The following is a 14,334-nucleotide window of genomic DNA, read 5'->3' on the forward strand; positions in this document are numbered from 1 at the left end:
AATGCCGAACCCCTGTATGGATGACTCGTCACGTCCATCCGCCCCAACGGCGATGGGACTGGACGAGCGCAATGCCGACGATTGTCGCAGGAAAAAGCCTACGCCACGCACCACGATGCGTCAGCGTGCCGTCTCCCCTGCACTGCCATGCAAAAAGAAAGCCCAGCGGAGGCTGGGCTTCGGGAACCGCGCGATTTTTTTGACCCTCAGAGTTTCAGGGAGCCGGCTGACTTGCGCACGATCAGCATGGCCAGCTCCAGCGACTGCTCGTAATTGAGCCTCGGGTCGACCATGGATTTGTACGCCCGATCCAGGTCGGCCTCGCTGAGGTCGCGGGCGCCGCCCATGCACTCGGTCACATCCTCGCCGGTCAGCTCCAGATGCACGCCGCCCAGGCGGGTGCCCGAGGCCGCGTGGATGTCGAAGGCCTGGTCCAGTTCGCCGCGGATATTGTCAAAACGACGCGTCTTGTAACCATTGGACGTCGTTTCGGTATTGCCGTGCATCGGATCGGCCACCCACAACACCCGTCGCCCCTCGCGCTTCACCGCCTCCAGCAAGGGCGGCAAAGCCCGGCTGATGGCAGCGTTGCCCATGCGGTGGATCAAGGTCAGGCGACCAGGCTCCTCCTCGGGGTTCAACGCATCGATGAGCGGCAGCAACTGATCCGGCGTCACCGACGGACCCACCTTCACCGCAATGGGATTGCGGATGCCGCGGAAATACTCGACGTGCGCACCGTCCAGCGCGGCCGTACGCATGCCGATCCACGGGAAATGCGTCGACAGGTTGAACCAGCCCTGGTGGCGCGGCACCTGCCGGGTCAGCGCCTGCTCGTAATGCAGCAGCAGGGCCTCGTGGGAGGTGAAGAAATCCACTCGGGAGAACCCGGTGATGGGGCCTGCGAGCGTCTCCATGAAGCGCAGCGAGTCGCCAATGCCCGAGACCATGCGACGGTATTCGGCGGCCAGTGGCGAGTGTTCGACCCAGGCCAGATCCCAATATTCGGGATGGTGCAGGTCGGCGAAGCCACCGTCGATCAGCGCCCTCACGAAATTCATGGTCAGCGCCGAATGCGCGTGCGCCTGGATCAGGCGCTGCGGGTCGGGCCGGCGAGCCTCGAGGGTAAATTCTGGACTGTTGACCAGGTCGCCGCGGAAACTCGGCAGGGTCACGCCGTCACGCGTCTCGGTATCGGTCGAGCGTGGCTTGGCGTACTGCCCCGCGAAACGCCCCACCCGCAGCACCGGCTTCTTGAGCCCGTGCACCAGCACCAGGCTCATCTGCAGCAACACCTTGAGCCGGTTGGAGATGATGGGACTGGTGCAATCGGCGAAGCTTTCGGCGCAATCGCCCCCCTGCAGCACGAAACGCTGCCCATCCTGCGCCTCGGCCAGGGCCTTCTTCAGCGCGAGCACTTCCCACGATGTCACCAGTGGCGGCAGCGTGGCGAGCTGGTCGGTTGCCCGGTTGAGCTCCGACGCGTCCTCGTACAAAGGCTGCTGCAGCGCCTGGCGGCCCTGCCAGCTACGCGGCGACCAGCCTTCGGTATCTTGCAACGGCGTGTGTGTCATGGACATGGTTTGTGACATGGAACCCGGCCTCGCTCAGGCGCGCTTGCGCGAGGCGGCATACACCGCCGCGACCACCAGCAGCACATACCACATGAGGGTCCAGGCCGGCATAGGCAACCCGAACACCGGCTCGATCTTGGCGCACTCGCCAGAGCCAGTGAACACCATCTTTAGCACCTTAGCGAACGGAAACGTATCCATCATGTAGCCAAGATTCGGGCCGCAAGCGGGAATCTGGTCCGCCGGCAAGGTCTGCAGCCACAGGTGACGGCCCGCCGTCGCGATGCCGCCCAGCGCCCCCAGGATCACGCCACCCGTGTATACCCAGCGCGCTCCGCCACGCGGCGCGTGCAGCCCACCGATCAGGAAAAACACCGCCATCACCATGAACGCGATGCGCTGGAAGATGCACAGCGGGCACGGAATCATGTTGAGCACGTGCTCGGCATACAGCGCATAGCCCAGCAGCGCCACGCAAATGACGAAACCGGCGAGGTAGGTAGCGCGATACGACCAGCGAAATGGATTCATGGGATGACTTTGGTGCGTTGCGAAAACGGGACATTACCCGCTTGCCCGTCCCCTGTCAGCCCTGACGGTTCGCCCATGGGCCCTGTCGCCGGTTGGCCGTTATCGGCCGGAAAAAGAAAAACCCCGGCGGGTCACCCTGCCGGGGTTTTCCGAAACACGTGTCGCTACCGATTACTCGGCGGCGGCGTCGGTCTTCGGGCGATCGACCAGCTCGACGTACGCCATCGGGGCGTTGTCGCCCGGGCGGAAGCCAGCCTTGAGGATACGCAGGTAACCGCCGGGACGCTCGCGGTAACGGGGGCCCAGCTCGATGAAGAGCTTGCCGACGGCTTCCTTGTCGCGCAGGCGAGCGAAGGCGAGACGACGGTTGGCGACGCCATCGGTCTTGGCGAGCGTGATGAGCGGCTCGGCGACGCGACGGAGTTCCTTGGCCTTCGGCAGGGTGGTACGGATCAGCTCGTGCTTGAACAGCGACGAAGCCATGTTCTTGAACATCGCTTCGCGGTGGCTGCTCGTGCGGTTGAGCTTGCGACCGGATTTCTGGTGGCGCATGGCTATTTACTCTCTATGTCTGTTGTTATGAAAAGCCGGCGGTTAGGTCCGACTTCCCGCGGTTACCCGCTGGTGAAGCCCTTCGTGGTACGGGCTCTTATTGAGCAAGACGGCCAGGCTGGCCGTTTTAGGCGTCTGCAAAATCCGAGGGATCAACACTCGTCAGACCGCCAAAACCAAGCGACCAAGGCGGTCGCCCGAAACATCGCGCGGCCCGAGGGCCGCTTTTGACAGAGCTGGCGAGCGCACCGGGGTACGCTCGCCAGTTCGTCGGTGCAGCAGGCGGCCGCGAACGACCGCCGAAAACATCAGCCCAACTGCATGCCGTGGGACAGGCCCGGCGGCGGCCAGTTTTCGAGCTTCATACCCAGGGCCAGACCACGACCACCCAGCACGTCCTTGATTTCGGTCAGGGACTTCTTGCCGAGGTTCGGCGTCTTGAGCAGTTCGACTTCCGTCTTCTGCACCAGGTCGCCGATGTAGTAGATGCTCTCGGCCTTCAGACAGTTAGCCGAACGCACGGTGAGCTCCAGGTCGTCGATCGGACGGAGCAGCAGCGGGTCGAAACCGCCCTTCTCCGCCTTGTCCGTAGCGCTCTCGCGACGCGAGAAGTCACCGAACACCGACAGCTGGTCGTTGAGGATCTCGGCGGCCTTGCGAACCGCGTCTTCCGCACCGATGGTGCCGTTGGTTTCGATGTCCAGCACGAGCTTGTCGAGGTTGGTGCGCTGTTCCACACGGGCAGCGTCCACTTCGTAAGCCACGCGCAGCACCGGCGCGAACGAGGCATCGAGCTGCAGGCGACCGATCGGACGAGCTTCATCGTCCGGATGCTGGCGCGCGCTGGCCGGCTGGTAGCCGACGCCGCGACGCACCTTCAGGCGCATGTTGAGCGCGATGTCCTTGGTCAGGTGGCAGATCACATGCTCGGGGTTGATGATTTCCACCGAGTGGTCGACGGCGATGTCGCCGGCGGTGACCACGCCCTTGCCCTTCTTGGACAGGGTCAGGGTGACTTCGTCACCCGAGTGCTGGCGAATCGCCACGTCCTTGAGGTTCAGCAGGACTTCGATCACGTCCTCCTGCAGTCCTTCCAGCGTGGTGTATTCGTGCAGCACGCCATCAATTTCCACCTCGACGATGGCAGAGCCAGGGATCGAGGAAAGCAGCACGCGACGCAGCGCGTTGCCCAGGGTGTGGCCAAAACCACGCTCGAGCGGCTCCACCACCACCTTGGCGCGGTTGGCACCGAGCTGCTCGACGCTGAGGCCGCGAGGCCGCAGCACGCTAGTTGACGAAACTGCCATGCAGGGCTCCGGTTGATTACTTCGAGTAGAGCTCGACGATCAGGCTCTCGTTGATGTCGGTCGGCAGATCGCCACGGTCCGGCATCGACTTGAACGTACCTTCGAACTTCTTGCTGTCGACTTCGACCCACTGCGGACGCAGGTCCATGGTGTCGAACACGGTCGCCGCTTCCTGCACGCGCAGCTGGGTGCGGGCGCGCTCAGTCAGGGCCACCACGTCACCAGCGCGAACCTGGTACGACGGGATGTTCACCTTCTTGCCGTTGACCAGCACGGCCTTGTGGCCGACCAGCTGACGGGCCTGGGCGCGGGTGACCGCGAAGCCCATGCGGTAAACGACGTTGTCCAGACGGCTTTCGAGCAGGCGCAGCAGGTTTTCGCCGGTGTTGCCCTTGAGGGTCGACGCCTTGGCGTAGTAGTTGCTGAACTGGCGCTCGAGCACGCCGTAGATACGCTTGACCTTCTGCTTTTCACGCAGCTGCAGCGCGTAGTCCGACATACGCATGCGCTTGTTGGCGCCATGCTGGCCGGGCTTGTTTTCAAGCTTGCACTTCGAGTCCAGCGCGCGCGCCGGGCTCTTCAGACTCAGATCTGCACCCTCGCGGCGGGCGAGTTTGCAGGTAGCTCCACGATAACGGGCCATGGGTGTGCTCCTTAGACTCGACGCTTCTTCGGGGGACGGCAGCCGTTATGCGGAATCGGCGTGACGTCGATGATGTTGAGGACCTTGTAACCGAGGGCGTTCAGCGAACGCACGGCCGACTCACGACCCGGACCCGGGCCCTTGATACGGACTTCCACGGTCTTCACGCCGTAGTCGCCAGCAGCGCGGCCGGCCTTTTCGGCGGCAACCTGGGCTGCGAACGGGGTCGACTTGCGCGAGCCGCGGAAACCCGCGCCGCCGGCAGTCGCCCACGACAGGGCGTTACCCTGGCGGTCGGTGATCGTGACGATGGTGTTGTTGAAGGAGGCCTGCACGTGGGCCACGGCATCCGTGACAACGCGCTTGATCTTCTTCTTGGTCTTGACAGGCTTAGCCATGTTCGGAATCCGTTACTTCTTGATGGCGCGACGCGGGCCCTTGCGGGTGCGTGCATTGGTACGCGTGCGCTGGCCGCGCACCGGCAGGCCACGGCGATGACGCAGACCGCGGTAGCAACCCAGATCCATCAGACGCTTGATGGCGATACCCACCTCGCGACGCAGATCGCCTTCGACGACGTACTTACCGATTTCGTGACGAAGCTTTTCGACTTCGCCTTCACTCAGGGACTTGATCTGCGTGGTGGGAACCACGCCTGCGTCCGCGCAGACCTTCTTGGCCCGGCTGCGGCCGATCCCGTAAATGCTCTGCAGGCCAACCCAGACATGCTTCTGGACCGGCAAATTGACACCCGCGATGCGCGCCATGATGTACTTTCTCCGATGCGTTTCGTGCGCGGTAAACGCGCAATTCTAACTGTAAACGACCCAACAGGAAAGCCCTGCGGCACCAGGGGTGCCGCCGCCCTCCGACTTAGACCAACTTCCCACCACCCCAGCAGCCATCAGTTGCGGCGGAGGTTGGCCTTCTTGAGCAGGCTTTCATACTGGTGACTGACCAAGTGCGCCTGCACCTGGGCAGTGAAATCCATCACCACCACCACCACGATCAGCAGAGAGGTGCCGCCGAAGTAGAAGGGGACGTGCCACGCCTTTTGCATAAACGAGGGAACCAGACAGACCAGCACCAGGTAGAGGGCGCCGACACCGGTCAGACGGGTCATCACGTTATCGATGTAATCGGCCGTCGAGCGGCCGGGACGGATACCCGGAATCAGGGCGCCGGAGCGCTTGAGGTTATCCGCCGTCTCCTGGGAGTTGAACACGATCGCCGTATAGAAGAAGGCGAAGGTGATCACCAGCACCGCGAAGACGATGTCGTACAGCGGCTCACCCGGGGTCAGCGCCTGGGTCAGCTCGGTCAGCCAGCGGGACTGGTGACCCTGGCCGAACCAGGTGGCCGCGGTGGCCGGGAACATCAGCAGGCTCGACGCGAAGATCGGCGGGATCACGCCCGACATGTTGATCTTCAGCGGCAGGTGCGACGTCTGGTTCATGTAGGCCCGCTGACCTCCGGAACGACGCGCGTAGTTCACGGTGATGCGCCGCTGGGCGCGCTCCATGAACACCACGAACGCCGTCACCGCCAGGATCAGGCCGACCACCATGATCATCCGGATCACGGAGAGCTCGCCGTTGCTGGCCATGGTCAGCGTGTGCGCCACCGCACCCGGCAGACCGGCCACGATGCCGGCGAAGATCAACAGCGAGATACCGTTGCCGATACCGCGCTCGGTGATCTGCTCACCCAGCCACATCAGGAACATCGTGCCGGCGGTGAGGCCGACGATCGATGCCAGGATGAAGCCCATGCCCGGCGTGTACACCACCGGCGCGCCACCCGATGCCACCTGCTTCTGCAGGGCCACCGCGATGCCGAACGCCTGGAATGCCGCCAGACCGACCGTGCCGAAGCGGGTGTAGGTGGTCATCTTGCGACGACCCGCCTCACCTTCCTTGCGCAGCGCCTGCAGACTCGGGATAACCGAGCCCATCATCTGCACCACGATGGATGCGGAGATGTAGGGCACGACGCCGAGCGCGAACACCGAGAAGCGTGCCAGCGAGCCACCCGAGAACATGTTGAACATGTTCATCAGGCCGCCGCCCTGCTCGATCAGGTTCGTCATGGCTTCCGGGTTGACGCCCGGAACCGGGATGAAGGAACCAAGACGGAAGACGATCAGCGCACCAATCACGAAGAAGATGCGCTGACGCAGTTCCGTCAGCTTGCCGAGCGATCCGAGCGATGTGCCCTGGGCTGCCGCCACGTGATTACTCCACGCTGCCGCCGGCAGCTTCGATCGCTGCCTTGGCGCCGGCCGTGGCCAGCACGCCCGACAGCTTCACCGCGCGGCCGATCTCGCCCTTGGCGACGACCTTGACCTTCTTGGCGCGGCTGTCGATCAGACCGGCCTGGTGCAGGACGATCGGGTCGATCACGTCAGCCTTCAGGCTGGCCAGCTGATACAGGAACACTTCCTGGCTCTCGGCCTTCTTCAGCGAACGGAAGCCGACCTTCGGCAGGCGGCGCTGCAGCGGCATCTGACCGCCTTCGAAGCCGTACTTATGGGTGCCGCCCGCGCGAGCGTGCTGACCCTTGTGACCGCGACCGGCGGTCTTGCCCAGGCCCGAACCGATACCGCGACCGACGCGAAGGCGGGTCTTGCGGGCACCGGCGGCCGGCTTGATGTCGTTAAGACGCATGGTGATTACTCCTCAACCCGCACGAGGTAATAGACCGTGTTGATCAGGCCACGCACCTGCGGGCTGTCCTTCAGTTCACGGACGTCGTTGAGCTTGTTCAGGCCGAGCGCCTTGACGCTCAGGCGATGACGGCTCTGCACACCGCGCAGGCCCTTGACCAGGCGCACGCGCACGGTGGCGGCGGTTTCGTTCTTAGCCATTGCCCAGCACCTCTTCAATGGTCTTGCCGCGCTTGGCAGCGATCTGCTTCGGCGAGGCAACGGCCTGCAGGCCCTTGATGGTCGCGCGGACCAGGTTGATCGGGTTGCGCGAACCGACGGCCTTGGCCAGCACGTTCTTCACGCCCACCACTTCCAGCACGGCGCGCATGGCACCGCCGGCGATGACGCCAGTACCTTCAGAGGCCGGCTGCATGAACACGCGGGCTGCGCCGTGGTTGGCCTTGATGGCGTACCACAGGGTGCCGTTGTTCAGATCGATGCTCACCATGTTGCGGCGGGCGCGGTCCATGGCCTTGGAGATGGCGACCGGCACTTCACGCGCCTTGCCATAGCCGAAGCCCACGCGACCTTCGCCGTCGCCGACCACGGTCAGCGCGGTGAAGCTCATCTGGCGGCCACCCTTCACGGTCTTGGCCACGCGGTTGACGGCAATCAGCTTCTCGAGCAGGCCGTCCGAATTTTCGCGATCGGTAGAAGACATGTTCTTTTTCCGTATGCCCAGCGAACCGGGACTTTTGCTTGCGGCTGTGCCGCTTGGAGTTGTAGGTACTTCGAGTGGGTTCAAGTGCCGGCTTCACACCGGCACCTGAAACCGGACTGGCTTAGAACTTCAGGCCAGCTTCGCGAGCCGCATCGGCCAGAGCCTTGATGCGACCGTGGTAGCGGAAGCCCGAGCGATCAAACGCCACGGACTCGATACCGGCAGCCAGCGCGCGCTCAGCCACGGCCTTGCCGACAGCGGCGGCAGCGGTCAGGTTCTTCGTGCCCTTCAGGCCTTCAGCAACCGACTTCTGCACCGTCGAAGCGGCAGCCACCACGCTCTGGCCATCGGCGGCGAACACCTGTGCGTACAGGTGCTGACCGGTGCGATGCACCGAGAGACGGGCAACGGCGAGCTTGCGGATGTGGGCGCGGGTGGACTTGGCGCGACGCAGGCGGGATTCGTTCTTGTTCATCGTGTTCTCTCCAGGAAGCGGATAGGCGATTAGGCCTTCTTGGCTTCCTTCAGGGTGATCTTCTCGCCAGAGTAGCGCACGCCCTTGCCCTTGTAGGGCTCCGGCGGACGGAAGCCGCGGATCTTGGCAGCCACTTCACCCACGCGCTGCTTGTCCGAACCCTTGATGAGGATTTCGGTCTGCGACGGGGTTTCGATGGTGATGCCTTCCGGAGCGTCGAACACGACCGGATGCGAGAAGCCCAGAGCGATGTTCAGCGACTTGCCGGCCATCGAGGCACGGTAGCCCACGCCGACCAGCTCGAGCTTGCGCTCGAAACCGTCGGAAACGCCCTTGACCATATTGGCCAGCAGCGCACGCAGGGTGCCACCGAACTTGTCGTCTGCGCCTTCGGCCACGGCGATGTTCGCCACGCCGTTCTCGACGGAAACGGATGCGCCCGGCAGGGCATGGGTCGCCAGGGTGCCCTTCGGGCCCTTGACGGTGATACCGGCAGCGTTCGAGGTGATCTCAACGCCCTTCGGCAGGGTAATCGGCTGTTTGGCAACGCGGGACATCGTCGGCTCCTTATGCGACCTGGCCGATGACTTCGCCGCCCAGACCCTTGGCACGGGCCTGCGCGTCGGTCAGCAAACCGGCGGAAGTCGAGATGATCGAGATACCCAGGCCACCCAGGACCTTCGGCAGCTCATCCTTGCCGCGGTAGACGCGGAGGCCGGAGCGGCTGACACGGGTAATGGATTCGATGGCCGGACGGCCTTCGAAATACTTGAGCTTGATCTCGAGCACCGGCTTGCCTTCCGCAACGGAGGCCTTGGCGTCGAGGATATAGCCCTCGTTCTTAAGAAGGTTGGCGATGGCCACCTTCAGCTTCGACGACGGCATGTTTACGGTCTGCTTGCCCGTGAGCTGGGCATTGCGGATGCGCGTAAACAGATCGGCGATGGGATCAGTCATGCTCATGAAAACATCCTTCAGAGTGCACCGATATCCGAAAAACCGGAAATCTGTTTTGAGTTGTATGCCGGCACAGGGCCGACCTGCGGGGACGCAGACCGACGACTATAGCAGCATTTTTCCGACTTTGCGAATAACGGCACGTAATCGCGCCAACGGCGGCAAGCCTGGGGCCTGCCGCCGCATCGGAACGGGACAAGGCTTGCGCCCTGCCCCGCCCAGTTTGGGGTCTTACCAGCTGGCCTTGCGCAGGCCAGGAACGTCGCCACGCATGGTGGCTTCGCGCAGCTTGTTACGGCCGAGGCCGAACTTCTGGTACACGGCGCGCGGACGACCGGTCAGCGCGCAGCGGGTACGCTGGCGGGCCGGGCTGGCGTCACGCGGCTGCTTCTGCAGCTTGGCCTGGGCTTCCATCTTCTCCTCGTAGGAGGCGGTGGGGCTCAGCACGATCGCCTTCAGTTCGGCGCGCTTGGCGGCGTACTTCTTGGCGAGCTTGGTCCGCTTGAGATCGCGGTTGATCATCGAGGTCTTTGCCATGATTTCTCTCGCGGCTCTTAGTTGCGGAACGGGAAGCTGAAGGCTTCCAGCAGCGCCTTGGCTTCTTCGTCGGTCTTGGCGGTGGTGGTGATGGAGATATCCATACCGCGCATCGCGTCGACGGCGTCGAAGTCGATTTCCGGGAAGATGATCTGTTCCTTGATGCCGAAGTTGTAGTTACCACGGCCATCGAAGGCACGACCCGAGACACCACGGAAGTCGCGCGTACGCGGCAGCGAGATGTTGATCAGGCGATCGAGGAATTCCCACATCTGGGCACGGCGCAGGGTGACCTTGCAGCCGATCGGCCAGCCGTCGCGGATCTTGAACGAGGCAACCGACACGCGGGCCTTCGTCTGGATCGGCTTCTGGCCGGAGATCTTGGCCATGTCGGCCACGGCGTTCTCGAGCACCTTCTTGTTGCCCGCCGCTTCGCCCACGCCCATGTTCAGCGTGATCTTGGTGATGCGGGGAACCTGCATCACGTTCTGGTAACCAAAACGCTCGGTGAGCTTCTGGATGACCTGGTCTTTGTAAAACGTTTCGAGACGCGTCGTCATGATTTATTCCTTACGCGTCCACAACTTCGCCGTTGGACTTGAACACGCGCACCTTACGCCCATCAGAGAGCGTCTTGGCGCCAACGCGTTCACCCTTGCCCGTGGCGGAGTTGAACAGCTGGACGTTGGAGATATGGATCGAAGCTTCACGCTCGACGATGCCGCCAGCCTGGTTGGCCTGGGGGTTCGGCTTGGTGTGACGCTTGACCAGGTTCACGTTGGAGACGAACACGCGGTCGCCATCAACGCGCAGCACGTCGCCGCGCTGACCCTTGTTCTTGCCGGTGATCACGAGGACCTGATCACCCTTGCGGATACGGTTCATGGTCTGGACTCCGCTCAGAGCACTTCGGGCGCGAGGGAGACGATCTTCATGAACTTCTCGCTGCGCAGCTCGCGAGTGACCGGCCCGAAGATACGGGTGCCGATCGGCTCGAGCTTGTTGTTGAGGAGGACCGCTGCGTTGCCGTCGAAACGGATCAGCGAGCCATCGGGACGGCGCACGCCCTTGGCGGTACGAACCACCACGGCGTTGTACACCTCACCCTTCTTCACCTTGCCGCGGGGAATGGCATCCTTCACGGTGACCTTGATCACGTCACCGATCGCGGCGTAACGGCGCTTGGAGCCGCCGAGCACCTTGATGCACATCAGTTCCTTGGCACCGCTGTTGTCGGCCGCGGAAAGCGTGCTTTGCATCTGGATCATGTCTGCACCCTCCCTTAGACGTTAGCGCGCGTGATGATTTCGACCACGCGGTGATGCTTGGTCTTGGACAGAGGACGGCATTCCGCGATGCGGACCACGTCACCCTCGTTCGCGCCCAGGTCGTCCTGCGCGTGAAGCTTGGTGGAGCGGCGGATGATCTTGCCGATCAGCGGATGCTGTTCCTGGCGCTCGATCAGGACCGTCACGGTCTTGTCCATCTTGTTGCTGATGACGCGGCCCTCGAGGGTGCGCGTCTGCTTCTGGTTGTCGCTCATATCGGCCGTCCCTTACTTCTTGCCGCCGAGCACGAACTTCGTGCGGGCGATGTCGCGCCGAACGCGGCGCAGCTGGTGCGGCTGGTTGAGCTGGCCGGTGCCCTTCTGCATGCGCAGGTTGAACTGCTCCTTGCGCAGGTCCAGCAGGTGCTTATTCAGCTCTTCGGCCGTCTTGTTGGTCAGATCTTTGATGGCCATATCACATCACCGCCCGGGTCACGAATTGGGTCTGGACCGAGAGCTTGGCAGCGGCAAGGCGGAAAGCCTCGCGTGCGGTTGCCTCGTCGATACCCTCGATTTCATAGAGCATGCGGCCCGGCTGGATCGGGGCGACCCAGTATTCGACGCCACCCTTACCGGCACCCATTCGGACTTCGATGGGCTTCTTGGTAATGGGCTTGTCCGGGTACACGCGGATCCACAGCTTGCCACCACGCTTCACGAAGCGGGTGATGCAGCGACGACCGGCCTCGATCTGACGCGCGGTCAGCGCGCCGAACGTGGTGGCCTTCAGGCCGAACTCGCCAAAGCTGACGAGGTTCGAGGAGAAGGCCAGACCGTCGTTGCGGCCCTTGAACTGCTTACGGTATTTGGTTCGCTTGGGTTGCAGCATGGCAACTCTCCTTACTTCGCCGTCCGCTCGCGACGGCCTTCACCGCCCTCGCGACGCGATTCACGACGACCCTCACCACCCTCACGGCGCGGCTGGGACTGCTCTTCCTTCGACTCCTGGTTGACCTGGGACAGATCGAAGATCTCGCCCTTGTAGATCCACACCTTGATGCCGATGACGCCGTAGGTCGTATGAGCTTCGGCGGTGCCGTAGTCGATGTCGGCGCGCAGCGTGTGAAGCGGCACGCGACCCTCACGGGCCCATTCGGAACGAGCAATCTCAGCGCCATTCAGACGGCCAGAGACATTGATCTTGATGCCCAGGGCGCCGAGACGCATCGCGTTGCCGACCGAACGCTTCATGGCGCGGCGGAACATGATGCGACGCTCCAGCTGCTGCGCGATGGACTCGGCCACCAGCTGCGCGTCGATCTCGGGCTTGCGCACTTCGCTGACATTGATGTGCGCCGGGACGCCCATCAGGTCGCTGACTTCCTTGCGCAGCTTCTCGATGTCCTCACCCTTCTTGCCGATCACCACGCCCGGACGGGCGGTGTGGATCGTCACGCGTGCGGTCTTGGCCGGACGCTCGATGAGGATCTTGGAGATGCCGGCCTGGGCCAGCTTCTTGCGCAGCATCTCGCGGACCTTCAGGTCAGCCGCGAGGTACTGAGCGTATTCGCCCTTGTTGGCGTACCACTTCGAGTTCCAGTCCTTGGCAATGCCGAGGCGGATACCGGTGGGATGAACTTTATGACCCATCGTCGATGTCCTCTTAGTTGCCAACGACCACAGTGATGTGGCTCGTGCGCTTCAGGATGCGGGAACCGCGACCCTTGGCGCGGGCGTACATACGCTTCATCGCCGGACCTTCGTCCACGAAGATGCGCGAGACCTTCAGCTCGTCGACGTCAGCGCCGAGGTTGTTCTCGGCGTTGGCGACGGCCGACAGCAGCACCTTGCGAACAATGGCTGCGGCCTTCTTGTTGGTGAACTGGAGCACGTCACTGGCACGGCCCACGGGCATACCGCGGACCAGGTCAGCCACCAGGCGTGCCTTCTGCGCCGAAATGCGGGCGCTGCGCAGGATCGCTTTGGCTTCAGTGCTCATCACTTGCCCTTCTTGTCGCCGCCATGGCCCTTGAAGGTACGGGTCACTGCGAACTCGCCGAGCTTGTGCCCGACCATGTTCTCATTGACCAGCACAGGGACATGCTGACGGCCGTTGTGGATGGCGATGGTCAGGCCAACCATCTCCGGGAGGATCATCGAACGACGCGACCAGGTCTTGATCGGACGCTTGTTGTTGGCGGAAACGGCGGCTTCCACCTTCTTTACGAGGTGCAGGTCGACGAACGGACCTTTCTTTAGAGAGCGCGGCATAGTCGTTTCCTATTACTTGCGGCGACGCACGATGAACTGCTGCGTGCGCTTGTTGTTGCGGGTCTTGTAACCCTTGGTCGGCGTGCCCCACGGGCTGACCGGATGACGGCCACCGGAGGTACGGCCTTCACCACCACCGTGCGGGTGGTCGACCGGGTTCATCACAACGCCGCGGACGGTCGGACGGATACCGAGCCAGCGCTTCGCGCCGGCCTTGCCGAGCTTCTTCAGGCTGTGTTCGCTGTTGCCGACTTCACCGATGGTGGCGCGGCAGTCAACCGGCACGCGGCGCATTTCGCCGGAACGAAGACGCAGCGTGGCGTAACCGGACTCGCGGGCCACCAGCTGGACCGAGGCGCCGGCGGAGCGAGCGATCTGCGCGCCCTTGCCCGGCTTCATCTCGATGCAGTGAATGGTCGAACCCACCGGGATCGCGCGCAGCGGCAGGCTGTTGCCGGCCTTGATCGGCGCATCGGAACCCGACACCAGACGGTCACCCACCGCCACGCCCTTCGGCGCGATGATGTAGCGGCGCTCGCCATCGGCGTAGCACAGCAGCGCGATGTGCGCGGTGCGGTTGGGATCGTACTCGATGCGCTCGACGCGGGCGGCGATGCCTTCCTTGTCGCGCTTGAAGTCGATGATGCGGTAACGCTGCTTGTGACCGCCGCCCTGATGGCGAACAGTGATGCGACCGTAATGGTTGCGACCGCCGTTCTTGTTCTTGGCTTCGGTCAGGGCTGCGTACGGCGCGCCCTTATGGAGACCTTCGGTGCGGACGCTAACTGCGTCGCGACGGCCCGGGGAGGTCGGCTTATGAGTGATCAGTGCCATCTCAATTCAACTCCTGGC

The 14,334-nt window shown here is 63.3% G+C and carries 25 protein-coding genes; all 25 read right to left on the reverse strand.

What is annotated here, in order from left to right:
• Positions 1–206 precede the first annotated feature (206 nt).
• The 25 genes from HY57_RS18045 to rplB all read right to left on the reverse strand — a co-directional run bounded on the left by HY57_RS18045 (position 207) and on the right by rplB (position 14,316).
• Positions 207–1,580 carry a class II 3-deoxy-7-phosphoheptulonate synthase gene (locus tag HY57_RS18045; RefSeq protein ID WP_019464874.1) on the reverse strand — a complete coding sequence of 458 codons (1,374 nt, stop codon included), beginning with the start codon at positions 1,578–1,580 and terminating at the stop codon, positions 207–209.
• 27 nt (positions 1,581–1,607) lie between these two features.
• Positions 1,608–2,105 carry a disulfide bond formation protein B gene (locus HY57_RS18050; RefSeq protein ID WP_019464875.1) on the reverse strand — a complete coding sequence of 166 codons (498 nt, stop codon included), beginning with the start codon at positions 2,103–2,105 and terminating at the stop codon, positions 1,608–1,610.
• 171 nt (positions 2,106–2,276) lie between these two features.
• On the reverse strand, positions 2,277–2,657 hold the full coding sequence (rplQ, locus tag HY57_RS18055; protein WP_019464876.1) for a 50S ribosomal protein L17: 381 nt from the start codon (positions 2,655–2,657) through the stop codon (positions 2,277–2,279).
• Between the two features lie 308 nt (positions 2,658–2,965).
• The gene (locus tag HY57_RS18060; protein WP_026033857.1) at positions 2,966–3,964 is read right to left on the reverse strand and encodes a DNA-directed RNA polymerase subunit alpha; all 999 of its coding nucleotides are present in this window, start codon (positions 3,962–3,964) and stop codon (positions 2,966–2,968) included.
• Positions 3,965–3,980: 16 nt separating this feature from the next.
• Entirely contained in the window at positions 3,981–4,607 is a 627-nt protein-coding gene (gene rpsD, locus HY57_RS18065) for a 30S ribosomal protein S4 (protein ID WP_019464878.1), read from the reverse strand.
• 11 nt (positions 4,608–4,618) lie between these two features.
• Entirely contained in the window at positions 4,619–5,005 is a 387-nt protein-coding gene (gene rpsK / locus HY57_RS18070; protein WP_007513384.1) for a 30S ribosomal protein S11, read from the reverse strand.
• 12 nt (positions 5,006–5,017) lie between these two features.
• Positions 5,018–5,374: a 30S ribosomal protein S13 gene (gene rpsM / locus HY57_RS18075; protein WP_019464879.1), complete on the reverse strand. Its 357-nt coding sequence runs from the start codon at positions 5,372–5,374 to the stop codon at positions 5,018–5,020.
• 137 nt (positions 5,375–5,511) lie between these two features.
• Positions 5,512–6,837: a preprotein translocase subunit SecY gene (gene secY, locus HY57_RS18080; protein WP_019464880.1), complete on the reverse strand. Its 1,326-nt coding sequence runs from the start codon at positions 6,835–6,837 to the stop codon at positions 5,512–5,514.
• A gap of 4 nt (positions 6,838–6,841) precedes the next feature.
• Positions 6,842–7,279: a 50S ribosomal protein L15 gene (gene rplO, locus HY57_RS18085; RefSeq protein WP_200873945.1), complete on the reverse strand. Its 438-nt coding sequence runs from the start codon at positions 7,277–7,279 to the stop codon at positions 6,842–6,844.
• Positions 7,279–7,473 (reverse strand): 50S ribosomal protein L30, encoded by a 195-nt coding sequence (rpmD, locus tag HY57_RS18090; protein WP_019464882.1) that lies wholly within the window; start codon positions 7,471–7,473, stop codon positions 7,279–7,281. Before rpmD ends, rplO begins: the two co-directional genes overlap by 1 nt.
• Positions 7,466–7,975, reverse strand: coding sequence for a 30S ribosomal protein S5 (gene rpsE, locus HY57_RS18095; protein ID WP_019464883.1), 510 nt, complete (start codon positions 7,973–7,975; stop codon positions 7,466–7,468). The genes rpmD and rpsE overlap by 8 nt, the downstream gene beginning before the upstream one ends.
• A gap of 121 nt (positions 7,976–8,096) precedes the next feature.
• A complete protein-coding gene (gene rplR, locus HY57_RS18100; RefSeq protein ID WP_019464884.1) occupies positions 8,097–8,450 on the reverse strand; it encodes a 50S ribosomal protein L18 in 354 nt (117 codons plus the stop codon).
• Positions 8,451–8,479: 29 nt separating this feature from the next.
• Entirely contained in the window at positions 8,480–9,007 is a 528-nt protein-coding gene (gene rplF / locus HY57_RS18105) for a 50S ribosomal protein L6 (protein ID WP_019464885.1), read from the reverse strand.
• 10 nt (positions 9,008–9,017) lie between these two features.
• Positions 9,018–9,413: a 30S ribosomal protein S8 gene (gene rpsH / locus HY57_RS18110; protein ID WP_019464886.1), complete on the reverse strand. Its 396-nt coding sequence runs from the start codon at positions 9,411–9,413 to the stop codon at positions 9,018–9,020.
• 225 nt (positions 9,414–9,638) lie between these two features.
• The gene (gene rpsN / locus HY57_RS18115; protein ID WP_026033858.1) at positions 9,639–9,944 is read right to left on the reverse strand and encodes a 30S ribosomal protein S14; all 306 of its coding nucleotides are present in this window, start codon (positions 9,942–9,944) and stop codon (positions 9,639–9,641) included.
• A gap of 17 nt (positions 9,945–9,961) precedes the next feature.
• Positions 9,962–10,504 (reverse strand): 50S ribosomal protein L5, encoded by a 543-nt coding sequence (gene rplE / locus HY57_RS18120; protein WP_019464888.1) that lies wholly within the window; start codon positions 10,502–10,504, stop codon positions 9,962–9,964.
• A gap of 10 nt (positions 10,505–10,514) precedes the next feature.
• Positions 10,515–10,829, reverse strand: a complete 315-nt coding sequence (rplX, locus tag HY57_RS18125) for a 50S ribosomal protein L24 (RefSeq protein ID WP_019464889.1) — start codon at positions 10,827–10,829, stop codon at positions 10,515–10,517.
• A gap of 14 nt (positions 10,830–10,843) precedes the next feature.
• A complete protein-coding gene (gene rplN / locus HY57_RS18130; protein WP_007513359.1) occupies positions 10,844–11,212 on the reverse strand; it encodes a 50S ribosomal protein L14 in 369 nt (122 codons plus the stop codon).
• A gap of 14 nt (positions 11,213–11,226) precedes the next feature.
• Positions 11,227–11,487 carry a 30S ribosomal protein S17 gene (gene rpsQ / locus HY57_RS18135; protein ID WP_019464890.1) on the reverse strand — a complete coding sequence of 87 codons (261 nt, stop codon included), beginning with the start codon at positions 11,485–11,487 and terminating at the stop codon, positions 11,227–11,229.
• A 12-nt stretch (positions 11,488–11,499) separates the two neighbouring features.
• Entirely contained in the window at positions 11,500–11,685 is a 186-nt protein-coding gene (gene rpmC / locus HY57_RS18140; RefSeq protein WP_019464891.1) for a 50S ribosomal protein L29, read from the reverse strand.
• A 1-nt stretch (position 11,686) separates the two neighbouring features.
• On the reverse strand, positions 11,687–12,100 hold the full coding sequence (gene rplP, locus HY57_RS18145) for a 50S ribosomal protein L16 (protein WP_019464892.1): 414 nt from the start codon (positions 12,098–12,100) through the stop codon (positions 11,687–11,689).
• An 11-nt stretch (positions 12,101–12,111) separates the two neighbouring features.
• Positions 12,112–12,861, reverse strand: coding sequence for a 30S ribosomal protein S3 (gene rpsC, locus HY57_RS18150; protein WP_019464893.1), 750 nt, complete (start codon positions 12,859–12,861; stop codon positions 12,112–12,114).
• A gap of 13 nt (positions 12,862–12,874) precedes the next feature.
• Positions 12,875–13,210, reverse strand: a complete 336-nt coding sequence (rplV, locus tag HY57_RS18155) for a 50S ribosomal protein L22 (RefSeq protein WP_019464894.1) — start codon at positions 13,208–13,210, stop codon at positions 12,875–12,877.
• A complete protein-coding gene (rpsS, locus tag HY57_RS18160) occupies positions 13,210–13,482 on the reverse strand; it encodes a 30S ribosomal protein S19 (RefSeq protein WP_017461870.1) in 273 nt (90 codons plus the stop codon). Before rpsS ends, rplV begins: the two co-directional genes overlap by 1 nt.
• 12 nt (positions 13,483–13,494) lie before the next feature.
• Entirely contained in the window at positions 13,495–14,316 is an 822-nt protein-coding gene (rplB, locus tag HY57_RS18165) for a 50S ribosomal protein L2 (protein WP_019464895.1), read from the reverse strand.
• Between the last annotated feature and the right edge of the window lie 18 nt (positions 14,317–14,334).

The organism is Dyella japonica A8 (genome assembly GCF_000725385.1).
Classification (GTDB): domain Bacteria; phylum Pseudomonadota; class Gammaproteobacteria; order Xanthomonadales; family Rhodanobacteraceae; genus Dyella; species Dyella japonica_C.